The following is a 24,495-nucleotide window of genomic DNA, read 5'->3' on the forward strand; positions in this document are numbered from 1 at the left end:
GTCGCGAATAGTCGCCGCCGCTCGGCCACGTTCTTCGCCTTTGCGTTTCGTTGTCCTACCATATCAACTACGGTAGGTTTGCACGCAACGGGCTGCGCCTCGTCTTCAAGCCTTGCTTCGTGTCCCGTCGCGTTTTGCGCATCTCCTCCTCGTTGCCGCGCCGCACATCGGGCAGATTGGCCGCGCACACATCTCTGAACAGGAGCGGCCATGAAACGGATCGTCGTGATCGGCGGCGGCTTTGCTGGGTTGTGGAGTGCCATCGGTGCGGCCCGCAAGCTCGATGAGCAAGGCGCGAGCAATCAGGTCGAAGTCGTCATGATCAACCCGCACGCGCATCACAGCATCCGGGTGCGCAACTACGAAGCGGATCTCGCGGCGACGCTCGTACCGCTGAGCGATGTGCTAGGCCCCGTCGGCGTGCAATGGATCCAGGGCGCAGTTACGGACATCGATGTCGCCGGCAAACAGGTCACGTTGAGCGTCCGCGGACGCACTACGCCGCTGACTTTCGACAAGCTCGTGCTGGCCTCGGGAAGCCGCCTTGTCGACGCGCCGATTGGTGGGCTCGCGGACCATGCATTCAACGTCGATACATACGAAGGCGCCGAACGCCTCGAACGACGGCTTCTGAAAATGGTGCATTCACACGCTGCTGGAAGTCTGACCTTCGTTGTTATCGGCTCAGGCCTCACGGGCGTGGAAGTCGCCTCCGAGTTGCCGCATCGTGTGCGCGACCTCCTGGCCGCGAGCGGTGAGCGCCTGCGTGAGAGCGAGGTTCGCGTCATGCTGATCGAGCGTGCGCCACGGATCGCGATGGCGATGGGCGGTGCGCAACCGGTCATCGAGCAGGCATTGACGCAACTCGGCGTCGAGATGATGACCGATGTCGAGATCGAGCAGATCGACGACACGGGGATGACGCTCGCAGGCGGCAAGCGCGTCGACGCATCGACGATTATCTGGTGTGGCGGCATGCATGCGAGTCCGTTGACGCGCTGCATTCCTGTCGAGCGCGATGCGCTCGGGCGGGTGCCGGTCGACGAGAACCTGCGCGTAAAAGGTGTCTCCGACGTCTTCGCAGCCGGCGACGTGGCGCGCGCGCTGTTCGAAGACGGCAAGCATGAATCCGTCATGTCCTGCCAGCACAGCAGACCGATGGGGCGTTTCGCGGGGCACAACGTCGTCTGCGATCTGCTCGGTCTGCCGATGCTGCCGCTCGACATCGACTGGTACACGACTATTCTCGACCTTGGCGCTTGGGGCGCGGTCTACACGGAAGGCTGGGAGCGCAGGCTCGCCGCACAGGGTCAGCAGGCGAAGAACGTCAAACGGGTCATCAACACGGAGCGGATCTATCCGCCCCGCACCGGCAGCCGCGCGGATCTTTTCGCGGCATCGGCTCCCATTGTGCAGGTGCCGCCGCCGATCCGCGGGTAACACGCCGTCAGCGCTTCGCGCGCTAGTGAATCGGTGTTCAGCAAACGGACTGCCGGCTTAGGTCACGCGCGCTCCAAAACTGCGCGCGCGCCGCTTTGTCATCAGCGTCCGGGACGCTCTCCGAAGTACGTTCGAGCCCTTATGTGGTATTGCTCACAAATTGTTGCACTTTGTTTCAATCCGCTGAAGTCCCCGCCTGGCAACGGTTTTCACCCATCGGAACAGCTCGCGCGCGGCCGGGCTCGCCGTAGCAGGGTGAAGATTTCAAACGCCATACCGTTAAAGAACTTAACAAGTGAGGGACACACACCATGAAGATTGAACCCAGCAACTACCCGCTCGCGGCGCCGCGCAACACCACGCAGCGCGCAACGAACAACAGCGACACGAATGGCGCGATCGAATCCGTAATCCCCGCCGGCACTTCCGGTACGCAAAATACCGAGGTGAGTCTTACGTCAATGTCCGCGCTGCGCTCGTTCAGTGACCCGGATATCGACACCGCGAAGGTCGAGTCGATCAAGGCCGAGTTGCGTCAAGGCACCTACAAGATCGATTCGGGCAAGATCGCCGACGGCGCGCTTAACTCCGTGCGCGAGTTGCTGCAAACGAGAACCCGGTAACCGGCGACTGAACCTGGCGACACTGCCGCGTAGGTAACTCACGTCGCCGTGCAGCTCGCGACGCCCGCCCAAACAACAATGGCGCCCACTCCTGCCGCTGCGACTGCTACTGTTTTCCCCTGATGGCTCGCGTCAAGCCTTGCTCGTCATAGGGTTTGGCCAGAATCACCGCCCCGGCAAGCCATTCGTTGCTCAACACGCTCGGGTCTGGATTGCCCGATGCAATCACGACATGCAGCTTCGGGTACTTCTTGCGCGCCTGAACTGCAAGCTCGCTTCCCGACATACCGGGCAAGCCCAGGTCCACCACCAGCACGTCCACACGATGGGCGTCCAGAATCGGCAGCGCCTGTTCGCCACTTGCCGCGGTGAACACCCGGTGCCCCAGACTTTCGAGCATGTCTCCGGTGGACATCAGGATCAATTCCTCGTCCTCGACCAGCAGCACCCGCAGCGCGGGGGACGCAACTTCGATGACAGGCCGTTCACGGGCAGGCCGCGCACGGACCGCCGGGGCCGGACGCTGGCTGTTCAGTTGACGCTGATTTGCCAACACGTGACGGAGCCTTCGCGCCAAAGCCTCCCGGGTGTACGGCTTACTCAGCAACTCGATGCCTTCGTCGAGGCGGCCGCCATGCACGATCGCGTTTTCCGTATAGCCCGACGTGAAAAGCACTGCAATGTCCGGCAACCGCTCCCTCGCCTTTCGAGCGAGTTCGGGACTGCGTAGCGGGCCAGGCATCACCACGTCGGTGAAGAGCAGATCGATCGGCACGCCGCTTTCTATGATGGCCCATCCGCTTTGCGCATCTCGCGCTTTCAGCACCCTGTATCCGAGGTCCGTGAGCATATCGACGACCGTATTGCGCACGTCTTCGTCATCCTCCACGACCAGGATAGTTTCCGTTCCCCCGACCGCCGGTGCAGTTTCAGCCTCTGGCGTGCGGTCCTCCTCCTGGCGGGACCTTGGCAGGTAGATACGGATGGTGGTGCCTTCGCCCACCTCACTGTAGATTTTTATGTGGCCTTCCGACTGCTTGACGACGCCCCACACCATGCTCAGGCCAAGGCCGGTTCCCTGCCCTTCCGGCTTCGTGGTGAAGAACGGTTCGAACGCGTGCTCCATGACTTCTCCCGACATTCCGGAGCCCGTGTCAGTGACGGCAAGCATCACGTACTGGCCTGGCCGGACGTCGGGGTGGGCAGCGGCATAGACGGCATCGAGCGACGCATTGCCAGCCTCGATCGTCAACTTGCCACGGCCTTTCATTGCATCGCGCGCGTTAATGGCGAGATTGAGCAACGCGTTCTCAACCTGGCTCGGATCGACCATGGTGTTCCAAAGACCGCCGGAGATGACGGTCTCGATCTCTATCTCCTCGCCCAGAGCGCGGCGCAGCATATCGTCCATGTCGCGGACGAACCGGCCAAGGTTGACCACCTTGGGCCGCATCGGCTGGCGTCGCCCGAAAGCGAGCAATTGCGAGGCAAGCTTCGAGCCGCGCGTGACCCCGGCCAGCGCGTTACGCAAGCGTCTTTCCCCGGCTTCATGACCATTGATATCTCTCGCCAGCAACTGGAGATTGCCCGCTATCACCTGCAGCAGGTTGTTGAAATCATGAGCGACGCCACCGGTCAGTTTGCCGATCGCTTCCATTTTCTGTGCGTGGCGCAGCGCCTCTTCGACGCGCTCACGCTCCTCGGCCGCGGTAAGTAGCTGTTCGTTCGCGGCCTGCAGTTCCAACGTCCGTTCGACGACCTTCGCTTCCAGCGTCTCGTTCAGGCGTAGCTGCCGTTCCTCGCTTTCACGCAAAGCCTGCTCGGTCAGCGTTCGTTGCGCGATCTCAGTCTGAGCCGCCTGATACAACCGAGCATTGTCGATGGCGATCGCCGCCTGGGCCGCGACGCCGAGCAGCAGGCGCTCGGCGCGCTCGGTAAATACATCCGGTTCGGGATGACCGAAGAAGAGCCCGCCCAGCACTTCGCCGGAGCGCGACACGACCGGAGCCGCCAGATAACTGCACACGGGCAGATGCCCTTCAGGCATGCCGAAATACGGCGCGCTATTGCCGTAGCGCGGGTCCCGCTTGATGTCGGCGGAGCGCACGATAGCCTCGCCGTTGAACGTAGGCGCGAACACCTTCGTGTTGCGCGGCATCGGAAATTTGGAAAACGCTTCGCGCGGCACGCCCGAGATCGAATAGAGCGTATAGCGCTCGCCGCGCTCGTCGAGCACATTGTAGAAAAACGCTCCAAACGCGGCGCCCGTGAGTTCTTTCGCGGCATCGGTGACGACCTGCACCGCCTGGTCCAGATCCAGTTCGGCCGCGATCGTCGCGCCGATTTTATTGAGGACCTCGAGCAGGTTGGCCTCGTCGCGCAGAGTGTGGCTCATCTGCCTGCGAAGTGTCGCCATGGCCAGCGCTGAGTCGACTCGGGCGACGAGTTCGCGCGCGGAAAATGGTTTGACGAGGTAGTCGTCGGCGCCGGCAGCCAAGCCATCGAGGCTCGCCTCCTCCCCCGCACGCGCCGACAACGCGATGATGGGCAGGTCCTTCAGCGTCGCGTCGCCGCGGATGGAACGTATCAAGCCAAAGCCATCGAGCCTCGGCATCATGATGTCGGTGAGCAGAAGGTCGGGACGGCGGCGGCGAATCGTCTCCAGTGCAGCCTGCCCATCCGCGACGACTTCCACGTGATGAGAACCGCCCAGCAAACGTTGCACGTAGGCCCGCATGTCGGCGTTGTCGTCGGCCAGAAGAATGTGAGCGCCATCGATAGCGGGCCGCGCCGCAGCCGTAACGGACTCGCCAATTCTTTCTCTATCAGAAGTCTCGTGAGGCGCCTGCGCGTCCGGCAACCAGCGCTCAGCCTCGCCGACGTAGGCCTCGACACGTAAAGCGCTCGAGCCCACCGGTCCTTCATGTTCGATCAGCGGAGTCGCCAGGTGCTTCGCGCCAAAAGGAATCGCGACGGTGAATACCGTCCCTTTGCCGATCTCGCTTTCTACGCGAACGGTGCCGCCATGCAGCCTGACAAGTTCCTCGACGAGCGCGAGACCAATGCCGCTGCCCTCGAATGAGCGACCGCGGGCTCCCTCGATACGGTGAAACCGCTCGAAGATCCGTGGCAGCTCCGCCTCGGGAATACCGGTCCCGGTGTCGCGAACGACCAGTTCAGCCGTGTCGCGCTGCCTCAATTCGACCGATACCCCGCCTTCGAACGTGAACTTGAACGCGTTGGAGAGCAGGTTCAGAACGATTTTTTCCCACATGTCACGGTCGACATAGACCGGCTGCGTGAGCGTCTCGCAATCGACGGTCAGGGTCAGCCCCGCACGCTCCATGGCCGAGCGGAAATTGCTGGCGAGGTCCGTGGTCAGTTGCGCAAGATCCGTGGCTTGAAAGCTGGCCTTCAGGCGACCTGCCTCGATACGCGAAAAATCCAGCAGGGAATTGACGAGTTTCAGGAGCCGCAGGCCGTTGCGGTGGGCGAGCTGAATTTGCCGAAGGCCTTCTTCGCCAAGTTGCTCCGGATCGGCGAGCAACTCTTCTATCGGCCCTAGCATCAGGGTCAAAGGCGTACGGAACTCATGACTGACATTGGAAAAAAACGTCGTCTTTGCGCGATCGATCTCGGCCAACGCTTCGGCGCGTCGCCGTTCTTCCTCGTAGGCGCGAGCGCTCGCCAGGCTCGTCGCGATATGTGAGGCGGCTCGCTCAAGGAAGGCCTGGTAGTCGTCGTCGGCGGCGCCGCGTGGGCTTATCCCCGCGACAAGAATGGCGGCAACCGTTCCCGGGTGCGCCGTAGACTGAATCGGAAGGATGAGCGCCTGAGTACACGGCTCGGGCCACGGACCGCCTGGGAGCGGCGTCGTGAAACGTTCGGCAAGATCTTCCACGAGACGTTTCTGCCCTGTGTGCAGCACGCTGGCCAGAGGCCACGGCGTGTCGGCCTCGCTAAGGGCGATTACCGCCGGCGCAGCCGCACTGTCCCGGTCGACGCCGGTGAGTCCCATCAGGTGCGCCTGCTGTGCGTTGTCGTCGATCCGGTAAAGCAGACTGAATGGCACATCGACGCTTTTCGTGGCGAGCAGCGTCGCCGCGACTGCAAACACCTCTAGCTCATCGCGCCTCGCCGCCAGGGCTTCGGCAAGTTCGCGCAGCGCACGCTCACGCCGCTCTGCCAGAACGGAGGACGTCGTTTCGAGGACGGCATTGAAGATCCCCTCTACCTGTCCACCTTCACCCCGGATCGGGCTGAACGTGAAATTGAAATAGCACTCTTCGGTGTATCCATGGCGGTGCATGGGAAGCAATTGGTCATGCTGCCAAACCCCGGCTCCGGACTCCTGTACTTGATGGAATAGCGGACCGATCGTGTCCCAGATCTCGGGCCACACTTCCCTGCCCGGACGACCCAAGGCACCAGGATGCTTCTTGCCGGGAATGGAACTCCACGCATCGTTGTAGAGCAGTGCCAGTTCCGGTCCCCAGTAGATGGCGATGGGGAAGTTGGCTTCCAGACAAATGCTCAACGCGGACCGCAAGCTTTGTGGCCACGTTTCCGGTTCGCCTAGAGGCGTGGCGCTCCAGTTATGCGCGCGCAGCAGCGCGCCCATTTCGCCGCCGCCATAAAGGAAATCATGAGCCACAGACACTGCTGCACGTTTTGCGTCGGATGATGTCTGGTCGCGCACGGCCACCTCAACGGGACAAAAAGGCAGACATTATCCTTCAAATAATGCAGTTCGTTGTGTGGTCATGTCGGACGATTGTCGTTGCCTTCGTGCTGACTCTTTTGCCCTTTCGCGGCCCTTGCATCGGGGTGGGCAGACAGTGTGAAAACGCGCGTGAGAGCAAAATTTTCCGCTTGTAAGATCGCGACGTTTCGGGCGTCGGTCACTTGTCCCGTTGTTTAGATAGTCAGCGCCGCGCACGCGCAAAAGTTGCGGATACGCTCAAGAGCGATGCGATGTTGCCGGCACGTGCGGTCGGGAATTCCGATGCAAGCATGACGTTTCGTGGTTCAACTTGTGCAACACGTCGGCCAACCTCGGCGACGGCAAGCGCGATAGACCGTTAGTTGCGTATGAGAAGCCGCACGCCTGACGCAAAAAATGCACAGACGATGCGACAAGGACAAGACCGCCAACCGCCTTCGGCCGCTGGCGCTTCGGAAGTTTTATACCTAGCGCGCCGCTAGCCACGCGACTTGCGCAGCGCCTCGCCTTTATGAACCGCGCGCTTGCCGCTCTTCTCGCTCTCCACTTCATACGACGGACTGGACGGCGATGCCGCAACGACATGTCCATCGACCTTCGCGCGCTCGGTAATGACGCGTTTGACGTGTCCGTGCGTCTCGCCCTGCGGGGTATTCCAGCTGACGCGATCCTTCGGTTTGAGATCCTTGCTCATTGCGACTCTCCGTTCATCAAGTTGACGGGACCTGGCTGCGTAATCGACATGCCGCGCACGAATCAGTAGTAGTCGCTACCAATCATGTCGGCATCGCTCCATCGTTCGGACGATGGGGAGTCTCGCCTGCGATGGCCGCTCCTGTGCGGTCGTTGCGAACGTCGCCTTGCTGCCACGTCGACGCCTGGCCGTCCGGCAAGCAATCTCCCGTGCTGAGCGAGAGCAGCACGGGCACCGACTTGTACGACGGCGTCCCGCTACGCGCGTCGCAGTCGTGTAATGCGATGAGCCCGTTCGCCTCGGGATAGTAGGCGGCCATCGATCCGCGGGGAATGTCGTAAGCGACCGCCGTCAGTCCGCACAAGCGACGCGATCCACCGAGGCTCACGGTATCTTCGATCGCTTCGACATCGACGAGATCGCCATGCTGCAGACCGCGGGAGTCGAGATCCTGCTCGTTGACGAAAATCACATCGCGACGACCCGATATGCCGCGATAGCGGTCGTTGTAGCCGTAAATGGTCGTGTTGTACTGATCGTGGCTGCGTATCGTGGCGAGCAGTAGCGCGTCGCTGCGATTCACGCGCGGATCTTCCATGACGCCGCTATGGGCGATGAAACGCGCGCGGCGGTCGGGCGTGTCCCAGCGGCGCGCAGACGCGGCGTTGTAAAGCCGGAAGCCGCCCGGTTCGCGTATGCGCTCGTTGTAATGCTCGAATTGCGGAAAGACCACTTCGATCAGGTCGCGAATGCGGCTGTAGTCCGCGACCCAGCCATCCCAGTCGAGCGTCGGATCGTCGAGCGATGCTTTGGCAATGCCCGCGACGATCGCCGGTTCCGAACGCAGATGCTCCGACGCCGGCGGCAGCGATCCTTGCGACGCATGCACCATCGACATGGAATCTTCGACGGTGACAGATTGAGGCCCGCTTGCCTGAACATCCAGTTCGGTGCGCCCGAGACACGGTAGCAACAACGTCTCTTTTGCGGCCAGCAGATGCGAGCGGTTCAGCTTCGTGGCGATATGCACCGCCAGGTCGAGCTTGCGGATCGCGTCGAAGCAGACGCCGGGGTCCGACATCGCGACAGGCAGATTGCCGCCCAGACAGATCAGCGCCTTAGCGCGGCCGTCGCGCATGGACTGCATCGCGGCGATCGCGCCGTGCCCGTGCTCGCGCGGAGGCTCGAAACCAAACACGCGCTTGAGCGAATCGAGGAACGCAGGCGGCGGCACTTCGGTGATGCCCACCGTGCGATCGCCTTGCACGTTGGAATGGCCACGCAGCGGACAGATGCCTGCGCCATCGCGTCCAATGTTTCCTCGCATGAGTAACAGATTCGCAATCTGCTGGACGTTCGCGGTCCCGCTGCGATGCTGTGTGATGCCCATGCCATAACATACGATCGCCGCGCGCGACTCCGCATAAATGCGAGCAAGCTTTTCGATCTCGTCGCGCGCAACGCCCGACGTCGACACGATCTGGTCCCACGGCGTGGCTTCCAGATCGCGCACCAGCTCGTCGAACCCGGTCGTGTGTTCGTCGATGAACGCGCGATCCACTACGCCCTCGCCTCCGTTACCGCGGTTCTCGCGGTCCATGTCGAGCAGCGTTTTCATCATCCCTTTCAGGACCGCGACGTCGCCGCCGATCTTGAGTTGCACATAGTCGGTGGCAATGGGCGTAGAACGCCCGGTCGCCATTTCCATAGCGTCTTGTGGCGAAGTGAAACGCTCCAGTCCGCGTTCGCGCAACGGATTGAGCGCCACGATTTTCGCCCCGCGCCGCGCGGCGGCGCGCAGCGTCGCGAGCATGCGCGGATGGTTGGTGCCGGGATTGTGTCCGATGCAGAATATTGCGTCGCAATGATCGAAGTCAGCGAGAGTGACCGTACCTTTGCCGACGCCGATCGATTCGGGAAGACCCACGCTCGTGGGCTCGTGGCACATGTTCGAACAATCGGGGAAGTTATTCGTGCCGAACCGGCGCGCGAGCAGCTGGAACAGAAACGCCGCCTCATTCGAGGCCCTGCCGGACGTGTAAAACTCCGCCATGTTCGGATCGGGTAAGGCACGCAGCGCGGCGCCGATACGTGCGAACGCCTCGTCCCACTCGATCGGCACGTAACGGTCGGTGGCGGCGTCGTAGCGCATTGGATGAGTCAGCCGTCCCTCGTCCTCAAGCGCGAAGTCACTCCAATGCCACAGTTCGCTGAGTGAATGCCGTGCGAAAAAATCGGGTGTCGTACGTTTGCTCGTTGCTTCCCAGGACACAGCCTTCGCCCCGTTTTCACAGAACTCGAACGACGACGTGCTGCGCGGGTCCGGCCATGCGCACCCTGGGCAATCGAAACCGGCCGGTTGATTAACCTTCAACAGCATCGTCGCCTCGCGCGCCACACCCATCTGCTGGCGCACGGCGCGAGCCACTGCCTGCAACGCCCCCCAGCCGCCAGCCGGGCCGCCATAGGGCCCGACTCCTGGTACATCCCGCTTGCTCATTTTCTGGTCCTCCGGTAAGCATCTGGGAGAGTGCGCAAGCGTTGTGCCCATGGGAGCGACGGCGTTTTGGACTTCGCGCGGGTGGGAGGTGGGGTGGATATCGCTGGCTGCAGGTGGCGGTGTGGATCTGAAAGGTCGTGGGATTAGTTTGGCTGCGCGTTTCCGAGTTCGCGATGTTGCTAAATTAATGTGGTCAGGATTTGTGCGCTTCGCGAAGCTGGCTCAACCAGGTTTGAATGATTTGGAACGCGAAGTTGTCGGTTCGGCTGGATGTGGGCGTCGGCCTGCGTTGGGTCGAATGCCGGGGGCGGGGGGCGGAGGGCGGCCATGAACGGTCAGTGGTCATCTTTGAAAGAACCGTCAACAATCGCCACGCCGGAGGATTGTCACGCGAATTGTCACGCGACCTAGCTGTTATAACACCTGCCACGATCAACTAAGACTGGAGTTCGTAAGCGCCATGGCGAAGCCTATATTGACGGTACTGCTGAAAGGTCCATTTCCGGACGTTTTTCGCTCTGTCGAAGCGTTGCTCCAGCCTCTTGGATTTGTGCTCGCCAATCCAGAGAATGGGCGAGTAACGCAGTGGAGTGATGACGGCGAACAGATCGCTATATCTCGCGACAGGATCATCAATGAAGCCGCTACCGCGACGGTGAATAACGTTCAGTTTTGGAGCACAAGCAGCGAAGACCTGTTTGTGTCTTGGGTCAACGCGTCGCCGGGGTGGGGGTTCTCCTTTCACCTGGACGGCGTTGCCCCGGAGCTGAAGGTTGCGTTGACAAATGCTCTGTCGAATTCAGTCCTGATCGATTTAAGGCTGCAGTACGAAGACGAATGCGCCTTTAGGATAGATTTCGACTAACTCTTCAATCGAGAGTTTGGCCGGAACAACGCTTGAGTAGGTTGTCGATGTACGCCTTCTAACGACTGCTTTCTGGCGAAGCGGAAGGCCGTTCAGGGTCGCGTGCGGCCAATCGCCGTCAGGCAGAAAACCGGCCATCAGCGGTCGTTTATCGACGGCAGTACATAGGCGTTTGAATGTCGACAAACCGGCTGTTGTCAGGCGCTTGAACGGTCTCGTATCCGACTTGACGTTGCAGCTAACTGACATGCGTTCGGGTCCAATAGTCCTGTTTCCGGGCACTACGGTTTCGGGAGTGATTGCGCGGTGCTAATGAGGTTTTGCGGCACAATCCGAATGATGCCGTTGCGCGGACTATCGATATCTGCGATCAACAGAAACGAGAGAGACACTGTCAAAGGCATAATCACGAGGAAGCGGTTTTTGGCGTTTGCATTTTTGACGCCATAGCCCACTAGCAGATTGCTGAACAGGCCAATGACGATCATCAATATCCATGCGGCTACAGGGATTCGATTCCACCATGCCGCCTGCGTGTAGCCTTGTGTGTTGATCACATCGTTCATACCCGCGATGGCTAGCGCGCTGAGCGGGCTCGGCTGTTTAACGGCGCCGGTCTTGGCTGCAGTCCACAGTTTGGCCTGCAGGTCCGCGGTCGCGGCATCGATTTGCTGGATACGTTGAAGGTCTCGGGTCTGGTAAAACTCGACACGCAATGCGAGATACTGCACGAGTAGCGAGCGGACCACGGCCGCCTCGGCGTCGGCCAGCAGTTCAGCGCGGACGAACTCAGTTCCGATCGCGTTGGCTTCTTCCTCTTCGAGGTTTTTTCGCTGGTCATAGCGGCCCACTGCCATGGACAGACTAAATCCGATGACCAGCGCGAGCAGAGTCAGCGTTGCGGACTGAACGATCTTGAAGTCATCACGCGTGTCTTCGTCGATTTGTATCCGCGAGCGCAGAGTGCGGCTACCCAGCCGGGCCGCAATCGACATCAGCACGAAAGAGATGACAAAGAGGACAAATGGGTGTCTCACCAGTTGCTGCATGATCGCTCCTTTGGATATGTAGTTCTCTTTCGAGGAGTTGGCCGCTTACGCCTCGGATGACGAATTCCGCTTCAATGTCAACCGCAAGCTTGTATGCACGACAATTGCCCGTGCACCAAATGGCATTCTAGGAGGTCAAGGGCGCGCGCTTCTCGAACTTTGATGTGTACTGAGGGCAGTCGGCCCGCGCCCCATGCGGGCGGCTGAGTTCGGTCGGGTCCGAAAGCTGGGGCCGAAGTCGCTGGGGATGCGTGCGTTTCACGCGTGGTCTTTGGCAATCGGCCACTCTCCGTCAGTCGAGCATCTCAGGTAAATTGCCGACAATTACAACCAAGGAGCTGAATTTATGGACTGCAGGAGGCAGGTGAGTCCGGAGCTTAACGGTTGGGACGGGTTTGTCAAAGCGTTGGCCCCCGAGTGGAAGGTGAACAGCACTACCGACGAACTGATGAGCTTGGTTGCGGACCACACCATTGCCACGGCTCTTTGGGGTTGCCTGAAGTCAGATGCGATCCGATGGCTGTATAGCGAAGTGCCGATGTTGGACAATCAACGTCCCATCGATCCGTTGACCAGTTCAGAGGGAACTCAGCGTGTGAAATGGATCTTGGTTTCTTCGCCTTGGTGGTGAGACCTCGTAGATCACTCACAGGAGAACTCATGTCTGCCGAGAGCCTCGAATCGTGAATGGCCGTGACGCCCGGTAAGCGGCCAGACAACAAGCACACATCAACGGTTATATGAGCCGCGTTTCAGCCCACAAACCGCCCGGTATCGGCCATTTCCACGCCTTCTTCGCGTCATAACCAAACCGCATTACTTGACCTAAGTCAGCAAGCCCCCGTCGACCGTGAGAATTGTTCCAGTGACATGCCTTGCCGCCGGGCTTGCAAGAAAAGTAACGGCCGCAGAGATGTCAGCCGGTGCGGCGAAGCGTCCCAAGGGCGTAAGGCTGCGCTGGAATTCCGCGCTCTCGCCGTTAGCCGGGTTCATTTCGGTATCAGTCGAGCCGGGTTGAACCAGATTGGCAGTGATGTCCTTCGGGCCCAACTCCTGAGCCAGCCCCCGCGTGAACGACTGCAGCGCGGACTTGGTCATGTAGTAAACCGTTCCCGCTGAACCCACGATGCGATCGGCTCCGGCGGAGCCGATCGTGATTATGCGACCGCCCGCTTTCAGGTGAGGGATGGCTGCCTGCGTCGCGAGAATGGGACCGCGGACGTTGACCGCAAGGAGAGCGTCGATGTCCGCCAGGTCGAAGTCGGCGATCGTGTTGTAGCGAGCGATGGCCGCGTTGTTGACGAGAATGTCGAGCCCACCCAGCGCGCCGACGGCCTCATCCACCGATCGCCTGATGGCGGACGGATCGGCACTGTCGGCTTTGATCGCGACACCGCGGCGGCCCAGTTTCTCGATCGAGGCCACAACTGCCTGCGCCCGCTCGGCTGAGTTCTGAAACGTTACCGCAACGTCCGCGCCGTCTTCTGCAAGCGCAAGTGCAATCGCGGCGCCGATGCCCCGCGAGCCGCCGGTGACCAATGCCCGTTTTCCGACTAGATTGTTGTTCATTGTCCGCCTTTTATGTAGTGATCGATGCACAAATGGTAGGATCGGCGGCACGGACAGTCAAGATATTTATGTAGTGATCGATGCAGAAAAAATCAGAGAACACTTCCATGACCATTGCACGCCCACCTCGTGGCCGCGGCAGGCCACGCGCTTTCGATCGCGAAGCAGCACTGGCGCAAGCCATGAGGCTTTTCTGGACGAAGGGTTATGAGGCGACCTCAATTGCAGACCTGACCAACGCGCTCGGCGTCGGCTCGACCAGCCTCTATGCCGCTTTCGGATCGAAAGACGAGCTATATGCCGAAGCGATGCGGCTTTACTCGACGACCTACGAGCATCTGGTCCTAGGGAGGTTTCGCCACGCTGTCACAGCACGCGAAGCGGCGTTTGCCTATCTGTGGGACTCAGCCATGGCGATGACCGGGGCAGATTGCGGTCTGCCACACGGCTGCATGGTCACACTAGCCACCGTCGGAAGCGATGGCCATGCCGAGCTTGACGACTTGATGCGGGCCACGCGAGGTGGAGCGTTTGATGTGCTCATGTCGCGCCTGGAAAGGGCCGTTGCTGAGGGTGAGTTGCCGGAATCCCTTGATATAGCGAACCTCGCGAGGTTCCTGCAAACAGTTCAAAGCGGTATGGCGATCCGAGCGCGGGACGGCGCCGAAAGAGCAGAACTCCAAGCCGTCGCTGAGATGACGATGGCTGGATGGGAGGAACTGGTTCGCCACGCCGACACACGTGCAAAGTCCGATTAACACATTGATTTGGACAGCGAAGTATGTCGCTGAGCTTGATTGGTGCGGAATGCGCGCGCTGAGAGATCAAAGGCGAACGGCGAGGCTCTCGGACAGGATCGATCGAGGTTTCGCGTCACCGAACCTTTCCAGTTTTCCCTACCGGCTTCGCAACGAAGACCAACCATCAGTCAGTGAGACTCGCCCGAAATCACGCCGACACCAGTGGCGGCATGTCGTCGGGCGGCGACTGCACCGAATCGGAAGACAGCGCAGCGTGCAGCGTAGCGGGATCGAACCGCCAGGACTCCGGCATACCCAGCGCTGCCCCGATCGACTCCGAACAGTGCCAGCGGCCTCGATGACGGCCGCGGCGACGAAGGAAAGCGAAGACAGGCGCGAAGTCGTACGGCTCGCCGAAATGATCGTTGAACCACTCCACCGCAGCCCGCTCCGTCACCGGGTCGGCCGCGAGTCCGACAACATCCCATCGCGCTGGATCGAGCTTCGTAGTGATGAAGCGCACGCTCCCATCCTCGAACGACGACGATGCGCACAGATGCGCGTCGATGATTGGAGCGACGACAAGTTCGCAATGCGAATAGGGACTGTTTGTCCACCACCGGATCAGGCGGTTTATTTTCCCGGCCAGGCCGGGACGCGTTCCCTTGTAAAAAGCAACCTTCATCGATTAGCTCCAAGTGGTAGCTCGCACGCGCGGCCGACCGTCGTCGATTAAACTGAAACACTAGCTGCTGATTCTTTCTTGCGCGAATGTGACATTCACCGCTGCGTGATCGATTTTCACTCTCCGATGCTCTGCCTTGCATGAAGCCCGTAGACCAATCCAGGTGCCTGCCGTCGTGCCGCTGCCCGGCGCAGATCTAACGATTAGTCGTCTGACGTAACTGCCTTTGAGTGATCGGTTAGCAATATCGGTGTCCGAATCTCAAGAAGCAAGTAGCAAATAGATACGAGATTCACGTTATGGCGCGGCATGTGCAATTCGCGTTTTGCGATTGGAAAGCAGTACTTATCCTCTGCCAAAACCCCCGCGGTTTCAACTTTTTGCGCCTTTATCGCCCGATTTTAGGCCGCAATCGCATACTCCGAAACCTTTGTTCTTAAATAGTTGCATCCAGGGTGCCACACGCGGCACCGGTGGCCGCGTCAGTTTGAGCGGCGACATCAATCGGGTTGGCCCATAGCGCTGGTCGGTGCGGCGCATCTCGCAGGTTCAGGACGCTTGATTCATTTGAGAAGCCGGAGGCAGTCGATGAACGCAGGACGGAGCGGATCTATGGCTAAAAAGGGCCTCTTTTTCTCGATCGTCATCGCCAACTACAACTATGGGCATTTTCTTCGACAGGCTATTGAAAGCGCCTTGACGCAAGATTGGGACCGGCTGGAAATCATCGTTGTGGACGACGGATCGACCGACAACTCGGCCGACGTCATTCACTCGTTTGGTGAAAAAATCACCGCGATCTTTAAAAAGAACGGCGGGCAGCGGGACGCCAACAACGTAGGCTTCGCGAGAAGTACAGGCGACGTCGTCATCTTCCTTGATGCAGACGACGTGCTAATGCCCGGTGCGTTGCGCGCCATTGCTTCAGTATGGCGGACCGGCCTGAGCAAGGTACAGGTACTGATGGAGCGCGTCGACGCGCAGGGCCGTCGCATACAGAACGAGAATGCGATTCCAAAGATTCGAAATGTGATCCCGAAGATCCCGCCCGGTCTATCGTCGGAAGCGATCCGTCACTGGGCTTATGAAACGTCCGAATACCCAACGCCGCCTGGATCGGGAAATGCCTACGCACGCAGTTTTCTGGAAAAGATCTTTCCACTGGATGCGAGTTACGATTCATTCACGGACTCAACGTGCATCGCCATGGCCCCCTACCTCGGCGATGTAGAAACGATTGCTGCGCCCTTAGTGCTCTATCGCATGCACGGCGCGAATGACAGCGCCATGAGCGCGAGCACGAGCAACTTCGGACGAGAGATCGCGCGTGCACTCAAGCGTCACAGCGCTGCCTGCAAGGCCTGCGCGATGACCGGCCGGCCTGCACCGCCGCTCAGCACCCTGTTTTGTGCACCTCACTTGTTGCAATTGCGCGTCGCCTCTCTACGGCTCACACCGCGACAGCATCCCTTGCCCGGCGACAGCAGAATTAGAGCCCTGCGCGACGCCCTTTCCATTCCTTTTCGCGCAAGTTTCGAGCGCCCTGCTTTCCGCTGTCTTATCGCCGGTTGGAGCATTGCCACGTTGCTCGCGCCGAAAAACATTGCCAGCACGCTAATCCGCCGACGGTTCATATGAAAGCGGTCGCAGGCCGTCAGATCCCTCCTCACCTTCGCGCGTGACACATCATGAAGGACATGACAGTCATCATCTGCAATCACAATTACGAACAGTTCCTGGCGGAGGCAATCGATTCGGCGCTTGCACAGGACTACATGAGCACTTACGTCATAGTGATCGACGACGGATCAACAGACGGCTCGCGCGCAATCATCGAAGGCTATGGTGCTCGCGTTAGCTCCGTCTTCAAGGACAATGGCGGCCAGGTGTCTGCCTACAATTTAGGGCTGCATCTCGCCAGAACGGATTACGTGCTGTTCCTCGATGCTGACGACGTCCTTTATCAGGGCGCCGTGTCCGAAGTGATGCAGCGCTTCGAGAACGGAAATCTTGCAAAAGTGCAGTTTCAGCTAGACGTGATCGATCACACGAGCAAGCAGATGGGTGCTTATGTGCCTCATTCTCGAATCGATGGCGATTGTCGAAAGCTTCTGCTCGATGGGTGGCTCTATCCGTCACCGCCGGCGTCTGGAAACGCCTACAGCGTCAGTGCTCTTAGAAAGATCTTTCCTGTACCCGAAACGATCAAGGACCGGTATGGCGCAGATTTCTATGCAATTTATGGGTCGGCTCTAGTTGGACCTGTATCGAGTATCCCGGTGTCGCTCGGCGGATACCGCGTATATGCAAGCGCAGGGAGAGACGCATTGTTTGCTAACTCTGATCAGCAGGAAAAGGCCCCGAAGGCATTCCCGTCCCGCTGGGTGACCCTTCGGGAACTGGCCTGGTGCCGCATGGGAATGCAATTGCCGGCCGACTTCCACGATTTCGCATACGAACGAGCTCATTTCTATTCAAGCGTCTACCATGCTCCGTTGACGACCCGTTGGCGTTGGATGCTAAGAGATTCGCACCGGTATCTGCACGCCATTGTGGCGAACCCTTTCTGGAGCCTGAAGAAGAAGTTGGGGACACTCGCGCTATCCAGTTTGTGTCTGTTTCCATACTCCCCTGTCGCAGACTACGCGGTTCGCTACATCTGCAATCCCCTGGCCCGGTGCAGCGCCGCCCGTTAGGAAGAAGGACGGTGTTCCCTCGTTATGCAAGATTCGCGCATGACGAAGGCTCGAACCCAAGCCCTCCTCTGACGTTCACTAAGCTTGTCTAACTTCGAACGGCGCTGATATGCCTCATCACCAGTCACAGTCAACCGTCGGTCTGTCCAGCAACGAATACATGGCGGGCGAAGACCTCTCCTTGGCGCGATCTGTGGAGGATCGCGCGCAGACAGATAAACCCGTCACACGGATAACGGATGCAGCGGCCCCATCTGTCACTGTCGTCATGGCAAACTTCAACGGCGAACGCTGGATCGGCGAAGCCATTCAGTCGGTCCAGAGGCAGAGCTTTGAAGACTGGGAACTGATCGTCGCGGATGACGCGTCAACTGACGCTAGCGTGGAAATCGTCCGCGCCTTTGCCGATAACGATTCCCGAATCAAGCTTCTGACCGCATCGTTCAACGCGGGGCCGTCCACTGTTCGTAATCGTGCGCTGGAATGCGCGCGAGGACACTGGATTACGTTTTTGGACAGTGATGACGTCCTCGCGGAAGGACGCCTCGAGTCGCTGCTGCAGCGCGCGGAGAGTTATGGCGCAGGCATCGTAGCGGACGATTTACTTATCGTGGACGAGGAGGGCTCGCTCACCGGACATTCCCTGCTGGGCCTTGAAAGCTTCAAAAGTTTCGATGCCGTCTCTTTGATCAAAGCGCCACGCCTGGCGTATCTTAAGCCCATGATCAATGCCGAACTCCTGACCGGACTTCGGTATGAAGAGCGGCTTCGTTCCGGAGAAGACTTCGATATCCTGTTGCGCTTACTGGCCAAGCACGATGCAAGAATAATTGTCTATCCGGCAATGGGTTACCGCTACCGGCGCCGTGGTGGTTCGCTCTCCTCCGACAAGTCAGCGGACCGGCAGACGCTACGAGGCATGCTTGACGCAAATGCGCGTTTCCGTGCATCGCACACACTTTCTGCAAGTTTGGCCGCCGCGTGTGCGCGCCGGCATCGGTCTCTCAAGGCGTCTCTTCACTGGGTCGATGTGACCGAAGCGATTCGTGAAAAGCGTTTCGTGACCGCCGTTAGACACGTGATCGATCACCCGGGAGTTCTCAGTTGCGTTATGCAGTTCTTCAACAAACGGCTTTCCCTCCTCATATCCCGGAGCAAGCGCCGCGCTAGAACATTTGGCCTATGAACCGGGCGAGGCGACAACGGCAGCCGTGCACCGCGTAAGCTCTCCTTTGACGCTGCCTCCAACGTTTCAAGTTCCAGAAGACGACATCGAGTAGCCGACAGGAAAGCGGTGTTGGCGAAAACCATTTCCTTTCTGAAGGGTGGAAGACACTGATGAATGCTACGAACCTTGTGCTCGAACGGGTCATCAATCAACGATTCGTGTCAGCGGGCATCCATCGGCTCTTCTCGGCCAAGCCTCCCTTGGAGGAGGTCGATGCGCGGCGAATATGGACCGGAAATGGGCTGGTCTCTTTCGACGCCTTCGACACCCTGATAACGAGGCCTTTGCACAGGCCATCCGACATGTTCCTGCTAACGGGGTATCGACTGCAACGCGAATTTGGCTCGCTTATCGATCCCAGCGAATGGCTGAAAATCCGGCAAGCAGCGGAGTTCAGGGCCCGCAAGGCAGGAGTTGAACGTGAAGTGACGCTCGACGACATCTACGCGGCCATCGCAGCGTCGTCGGGCTTGTCGCACGATTTACTGGAAGCAGCGCAGGCCATTGAAGTCGAGCTTGAGAAGCGTTTGATGCGACCCATCGCCGGTATGGTTGAGACTCTCAATCGTTTTGCGTCACTCGGCAGAACGGCAATTATTTCGGACATCTACTTTTCCCATCGGGACCTGGAAACGATGTTGAGCAGTTGCGGCGTGTACATCAGTGAGGGTGAACTTTTCGTTTCATGCGAGAAGGGCCGCGCAAAAAGGACGGGTTCCCTTTTTCCGCTTGCAAAGGGCAGTAGCAAGAGCCATCTGCACGTTGGCGACAGCGTATTTTCCGATGTCTTCCAGGCGTGGCGTGCAGGCGCTCGCGTAGCACCGTTCTTCCGCGGGGCACCTAGTCGCCTGGAGCGTGAACTCGGCAAGGGCGCGATTGAGCCGCACCTGCTCGGATCTGCGCTGTCAGGGAGCGCGCGCACCGCCCGGCTGCGTTTTACGGCTATTACTAGCCACGATCAGTCGATTGCCGAAATATCGGCGGGCTTCATGGGCCCGTTGCTCCTCGCGTTCGTTGTGTGGATTCTGAAACAGGCCCAAAGCAGGAAAGTCGATAAGCTGTTTTTTCTGGCGCGTGATGGCCAGATCCTCATGTCCATTGCAAAGAAGATCGTGGCGCTATATGGCATTCCGATCGAGCTGCACTATCTGCACGTATCGCGGCAATCGCTCCACTTACCCGCACTCGTCAACGTGTCCGACGGTGATCTGAGTCATTTCGGCTTCACGCCGGGAAGTTCTCTTTCTGACATATTGGAAAAGTTCGACGTGGATATCGAGCATCCGGCCATCGCCGGCTTGCAGCAACGTCTTCACATTAGCTCCCCTGATGCGCCGCTGAGCGCCTCTGATCTGCAGCAACTAATGCAGCATATGCAGGCGGACGACGAGGTGGTGAATCTCATCAATGCGACCGCATCTTCTGCTCGACAACTGCTTCTCGACTATCTGGAACAAAAGGGATTCCTCGCCGACGGGAACGTCGGTGTCGTCGATATTGGATGGCGGGGGAATCTACAGCGGTCGCTGGCAATGGTGGCGTCCACGCGCGAAGCCGGTTTCAGTCGGCGTCTATCGGGCTTTTACTTTGGGCTTCATCGTCGCCCGGAAAACTGCGGTAGTCTCGACGACTATCTGAGCGAACCCTTCGCGGCGCCTCTACGGCCCTTTGTCCGAGGGCCGATATTTGAGGCCCTTTGCGCAGCGGACCACGGCACGACGACGGGTTATAAACGAGGAGACGATGGCATCGTTTACGCAGAGCTCCTTACTCAGGACAATCCGCAGGCCATGGCGTGGGGCTTGAGACTTCAACACAATGTGATCAATGCGTATGTCGATGACGTACTGGCCGTTCTCAGCGAGGCCGATATCGACATACTTGATTCTTTGCAAGGGATCACGCAGGGAGCCGCCATCGTAACCAGGCTCGTAATAGGCTCACCCACCCGTAGCGAGGCGAGCGCACTAGGCTCCTTTCCTCATGCGAGCGATCAGTTGCACAGAGTGTTCGAGGAGGTCGCGCCGCCCCTGCCGCTCAGCGCCCGCGAGTGGATGTCGAGGCTGGGCTCCAAAGATGGAAAACCCTTGATTTCAGAATGGCCCGAGGCCAGCGTAGTCCGGGCGGTGCCCGCTCTCGGAGCCGGGTTAATGCTGGGAAGTCTTGGCGTGGCAAGATGGTTGCGTACCCGAGCGATGGCCCGATAGTGCCGCCCCATGCTGCATCCAGGTATGCGGTAATAATGCCGAGACACAGCCAGGCTGTCGTGGCATGCACCGTGCAGAGAAGGGACATCTGGAGGCGGTTGCGCGCGTTCAGACAGCCTTCGCGTGGTTTCAGCGCGGCACTTCCGGGCTCATCAACATCTAGCTCACAAAGCCGGGCCAACGGAGTCCATGCAGCGTAGCAGTACTTCCGCGATTCAACGATGTCAACGGCGCGGACCAAAACAAGCAGACGTGCGGTCCGTTGTTAGCTTCCTGCTCCAGGCAGTAAGCCGTCAGATCCGCCGTCGCGCTGTGTTGCGCTGAGAAGGCACCCTCCAGCCGGAGAAGCAGAATGGATAGACGAAAGAGCATCCGTACCGTTGGGTTCGTGTACGGCGGCTATGTGTTGCGGTATCTGTACCTCATCATCGTCGTACCTTTTTACAGCAGGACGCTTGGTGTTGACGGATACAGCCGCGTGCTGGCGTCCATGTCGCTGATGAGCGTGATCTGGATGCTGGTCGCCTATGGCTTCGAGCCCGTCGGCATGCGGGACATATCGAAAGCCCAAACGACCGAAGAATGTAATGAGATTCTGTCTTTGCACTTGAGCGCGCGTCTGGTGCATGCAATCGTGGGTGGCTGCGCGGGGCTCGTCGCCACCATGTGCTCTCCTGTACTGTCCCAAACACCTCTGATCGGTGTGATGGCCACGCTGTTGGGAATTGTGTCCGGGGCCAACCTCGGTTGGCTTTTTCAGGGCCGTCATCAGTTTCGAACGCCCATCATCATCGAAGTCTTCGGTTTCGCGTTGAGCCTGGTTCTGGTGCTGACAATCGTAAGAGGTCCCCGCGACGCAGTATGGGTCGTCGCGAGTCTACTCATCTCAGGTGTAGCGTCATCGGTTATTTCTTATGGGCTCGCAATCTCACAACTGGGGTGGCCACGCCTCCGATGGACAGGCACCATTTCCCTGATACGCAAATCAACGATGCTGTTCATCTACTCTTCCGCGTCGAGGGTTCTGACAGCTTCATCCACTTATCTTTTGACGCTGCTATCTACGCCCGCCCAGGTGGGCTATTTCGGCGCGGCAGAACGTTTTGCAGCATTAAGCCTTGGATTGATGGGGCCGGCGGCCCAAGTGTTCATTCCCACCATCACGCGCCAACTCGCCCACGACGACAAGGAAGGCGCAAACCAGACCACTCGGCGCGGCGCTATGCTGCTTATCGGATACGGATTGCTAGTATGTTGCGCCGCCCTTACCCTGTCCCCTCTTGTATTGCCGCTCATACTCGGTGATTCTTTCGCTCACAGCGCTCACATACTTCAAATCTTTGCTTTGATGTTCCCGTTTGCTGCATTCAACGAGTTCATCGCCGGTTACGTGTTTTTGCCGCGGAAGAAGGATCGCCTGCTTGCCACGGTCGGAATCGCATCCGCGTTCGTGAACATAATCCTCGCGCTTGTGCTCGCTCCCCACTACGGCGCCGTTGGACTCGCTTTCGCCCGGGTGATTGGTGAGACGACGCTCTCTGCAATGCTAATGGTGATCATGATTCGACTTCGACTGGTTCTCTTGATACCCGGTTGCGAGCGAGCGCTGATGTTTATCAGGAACGCGTGTGGGATCCGTGATCCGTTGACTGCGCCGAAGGACAAGTAATCAGGTTGCCGCCACCCGGCCGTTCAAGCGGCGCCTTCATTACTGGTATCGGTGATAGAACCTCGTACAATTGGGGAATGATTCCAATCTGAGGGTCCGCATCGCCATGCAGCCCGGTGCCAATCTGAACCTGATCGAAGTCGTTGGCTTGCTCGTCGGCGGCCTTGCTCTGTTCCTGTTCGGACTGGAACTGATGACGGGAGGGCTGAAGGCCATCGCCGGTTCTCGTTTGCAGGCGCTGCTCGGCACGCTGACGGCGAACCGGTTTCGCGGCGTCCTCGCCGGCGCGGGCATCACGGCGCTGCTAAATTCATCGACCATTACCACCGTACTCCTGGTTGGATTTGTATCCGCCGGGCTCATGACGTTGCAGCAGTCGATTCCAGTGATCATGGGCGCCAATATCGGCTCGACGCTGACTGCGCAGATCATCGCGTTCAATATCTCGGCGATTACGCCATTCCTGCTCGCGGGCGGTTTTTTGCTGTACGGTTTCTCCAGGCGCGAACTGGTGCGCGAACTCGGCGGCGTTCTGCTTGGCCTCGGCCTGCTGTTTCTCGGCATCGAGTTCATGGGCAATGCCACGCACCCCCTGCGCAATTACGAGCCATTCATCGCTGCCATGCAGGACATGCGCAGTCCATTGGTCGGTATCGTGATTGGCGCGGTGTTTACGGCGATCGTGCAAAGCTCTGCTGCCACGCTGGCGATCGTGATTGCGCTAGGCAGCCAGGGATTGATTCCACTTGAATCCGGCATCGCGCTGATTCTGGGTGCTAACGTCGGCACATGCGGCACGGCGCTGCTGGCGTCGATTGGTAAATCAGCGGAAGCCGCACAAGTAGGTATCGTCCACCTGCTCTTCAATCTGCTCGGCGTGCTGTTACTCGCTTTCGTGATCCCGCAGTATGCGGACTTCATTCGGCAGATTTCCCCATCCGCACCCGAATTGACAGGCGCTGCCCGCCTCGCAGCAGAAACGCCGCGTCAGGCAGCTAATGCGCATACTGTGTTCAGCGTGTTCTCCACCGCCTTCCTGATATGGTTCACGGGCCCCATCGGCAAGCTTGCACAACGGCTTGCCCCGTCGAAACAAAAGGGCTGGCACGATCCAGGCGTGCCGCGCTATCTCGATGACACCTTGGTGGAAATGCCGGCGCTAGCAATTAGCCGCGTGCAGCTGGAACTGGTTTCCCTCGGCAAGCAGGTCGAGAATCTGGTCAATCGTAGTGCAACGCTCGTCGTCGACGGCAGCACGCAGACTGCCGGCACGCTGCTGGACGATGACAAAGCCGCCGATACTCTGTGCACGGCCATTCTCACGTATGTCGGCGGACTTTCGGATGCGACTCATACCGGTGACGAAGGGAGGCAATTGGTAGACCTGGCGCGTATCGCGACCTGCCTCGACGCGATCCGGGAGGTTGCCACTACCAGCATGCTTGCGCTGAGCGAGCGCCGGCTCGCGCAAGGTGCCGACACTGCCCGGTTACGCAACGCCGCAACCTCGCGATTCGTCACGGCTGTGATTGAACATTTCGCGCTTGCCGTGAGGGCAATCGCGCATCCGGAAGCGGAAGTCGTGGCACGCATTCTCAATGCAAAGCCCGAGATTGAAGTGTTGGCCGACACTGCGCGACAGTACATGATGTCCGAGCTTCAACTACAGAGTCAGGAAGGCGCAGTCATTTTCCGTCTGGCGAATGACATGATCGAGCATTTCAACGAGGTGGCACGGCTGTCTCGCGCCATCGTCAGAGCCAGTCAATCATTGAACGAAGTGCAGATGCCCGTGCAGATGTAAGGC

Annotated in this window: 17 protein-coding genes; 11 read left to right on the forward strand and 6 right to left on the reverse strand. The window is 59.3% G+C overall.

All coding sequences use genetic code 11. The features are described from left to right. Positions 1–210 precede the first annotated feature (210 nt). Together H281_RS0107345 and flgM are read left to right on the forward strand one after the other, a co-directional pair. A complete protein-coding gene (locus tag H281_RS0107345; protein WP_020066441.1) occupies positions 211–1,440 on the forward strand; it encodes an NAD(P)/FAD-dependent oxidoreductase in 1,230 nt (409 codons plus the stop codon). A 311-nt stretch (positions 1,441–1,751) separates the two neighbouring features. After that, positions 1,752–2,063: a flagellar biosynthesis anti-sigma factor FlgM gene (gene flgM, locus H281_RS0107350; RefSeq protein ID WP_020066442.1), complete on the forward strand. Its 312-nt coding sequence runs from the start codon at positions 1,752–1,754 to the stop codon at positions 2,061–2,063. Positions 2,064–2,169: 106 nt separating this feature from the next. Here the strand turns inward: flgM and H281_RS0107355 are convergent, their stop codons facing one another. The 3 genes from H281_RS0107355 to H281_RS34415 all read right to left on the reverse strand — a co-directional run bounded on the left by H281_RS0107355 (position 2,170) and on the right by H281_RS34415 (position 9,980). Beyond that, positions 2,170–6,768, reverse strand: a complete 4,599-nt coding sequence (locus H281_RS0107355) for a response regulator (RefSeq protein ID WP_020066443.1) — start codon at positions 6,766–6,768, stop codon at positions 2,170–2,172. Between the two features lie 496 nt (positions 6,769–7,264). Then, positions 7,265–7,480, reverse strand: coding sequence for a hypervirulence associated TUDOR domain-containing protein (locus H281_RS0107365; protein WP_020066445.1), 216 nt, complete (start codon positions 7,478–7,480; stop codon positions 7,265–7,267). 82 nt (positions 7,481–7,562) lie between these two features. Next, entirely contained in the window at positions 7,563–9,980 is a 2,418-nt protein-coding gene (locus H281_RS34415) for an FdhF/YdeP family oxidoreductase (RefSeq protein WP_033379452.1), read from the reverse strand. 460 nt (positions 9,981–10,440) lie between these two features. Here H281_RS34415 and H281_RS0107375 point away from each other — a divergent pair, with 460 nt between their 5' ends. Beyond that, positions 10,441–10,845 (forward strand): hypothetical protein, encoded by a 405-nt coding sequence (locus tag H281_RS0107375; protein ID WP_020066447.1) that lies wholly within the window; start codon positions 10,441–10,443, stop codon positions 10,843–10,845. Between the two features lie 281 nt (positions 10,846–11,126). On the opposite strand, the gene H281_RS0107380 is transcribed toward H281_RS0107375, so the two are convergent. Further along, on the reverse strand, positions 11,127–11,894 hold the full coding sequence (locus tag H281_RS0107380) for a bestrophin-like domain (RefSeq protein WP_020066448.1): 768 nt from the start codon (positions 11,892–11,894) through the stop codon (positions 11,127–11,129). 424 nt (positions 11,895–12,318) lie between these two features. On the opposite strand from H281_RS0107380, the gene H281_RS0107385 reads away from it, so the two are divergent. Then, complete coding sequence (locus H281_RS0107385; RefSeq protein WP_164701837.1) at positions 12,319–12,525, forward strand: antitoxin Xre/MbcA/ParS toxin-binding domain-containing protein; 207 nt, start codon at positions 12,319–12,321, stop codon at positions 12,523–12,525. 194 nt (positions 12,526–12,719) lie between these two features. Here H281_RS0107385 and H281_RS0107390 read toward each other — a convergent pair whose 3' ends face one another. Beyond that, complete coding sequence (locus tag H281_RS0107390) at positions 12,720–13,463, reverse strand: SDR family NAD(P)-dependent oxidoreductase (RefSeq protein WP_020066450.1); 744 nt, start codon at positions 13,461–13,463, stop codon at positions 12,720–12,722. An 80-nt stretch (positions 13,464–13,543) separates the two neighbouring features. Between H281_RS0107390 and H281_RS0107395 the strand changes: the two genes are divergently transcribed. Next, positions 13,544–14,221, forward strand: coding sequence for a TetR/AcrR family transcriptional regulator (locus H281_RS0107395; protein WP_027804376.1), 678 nt, complete (start codon positions 13,544–13,546; stop codon positions 14,219–14,221). Positions 14,222–14,411: 190 nt separating this feature from the next. Here the strand turns inward: H281_RS0107395 and H281_RS0107400 are convergent, their stop codons facing one another. Continuing rightward, the gene (locus H281_RS0107400; RefSeq protein ID WP_020066452.1) at positions 14,412–14,888 is read right to left on the reverse strand and encodes a hypothetical protein; all 477 of its coding nucleotides are present in this window, start codon (positions 14,886–14,888) and stop codon (positions 14,412–14,414) included. Between the two features lie 612 nt (positions 14,889–15,500). Between H281_RS0107400 and H281_RS0107405 the strand changes: the two genes are divergently transcribed. The 6 genes from H281_RS0107405 to H281_RS0107435 all read left to right on the forward strand — a co-directional run bounded on the left by H281_RS0107405 (position 15,501) and on the right by H281_RS0107435 (position 24,492). Then, entirely contained in the window at positions 15,501–16,526 is a 1,026-nt protein-coding gene (locus H281_RS0107405) for a glycosyltransferase (RefSeq protein WP_020066453.1), read from the forward strand. Between the two features lie 50 nt (positions 16,527–16,576). After that, positions 16,577–17,584, forward strand: a complete 1,008-nt coding sequence (locus tag H281_RS0107410; RefSeq protein ID WP_020066454.1) for a glycosyltransferase family 2 protein — start codon at positions 16,577–16,579, stop codon at positions 17,582–17,584. Between the two features lie 109 nt (positions 17,585–17,693). Further along, a complete protein-coding gene (locus H281_RS0107415; protein WP_020066455.1) occupies positions 17,694–18,770 on the forward strand; it encodes a glycosyltransferase family 2 protein in 1,077 nt (358 codons plus the stop codon). A gap of 152 nt (positions 18,771–18,922) precedes the next feature. Further along, positions 18,923–21,019 (forward strand): HAD family hydrolase, encoded by a 2,097-nt coding sequence (locus tag H281_RS0107420; RefSeq protein ID WP_020066456.1) that lies wholly within the window; start codon positions 18,923–18,925, stop codon positions 21,017–21,019. 352 nt (positions 21,020–21,371) lie between these two features. After that, positions 21,372–22,688, forward strand: coding sequence for an oligosaccharide flippase family protein (locus H281_RS0107430; protein ID WP_020066458.1), 1,317 nt, complete (start codon positions 21,372–21,374; stop codon positions 22,686–22,688). A gap of 106 nt (positions 22,689–22,794) precedes the next feature. Then, on the forward strand, positions 22,795–24,492 hold the full coding sequence (locus H281_RS0107435) for a Na/Pi cotransporter family protein (RefSeq protein WP_020066459.1): 1,698 nt from the start codon (positions 22,795–22,797) through the stop codon (positions 24,490–24,492). Positions 24,493–24,495: the final 3 nt, after the last annotated feature.

It is taken from the genome of Paraburkholderia caledonica, from assembly GCF_000383275.1.
Taxonomy (GTDB): Bacteria; Pseudomonadota; Gammaproteobacteria; order Burkholderiales; family Burkholderiaceae; genus Paraburkholderia; species Paraburkholderia caledonica.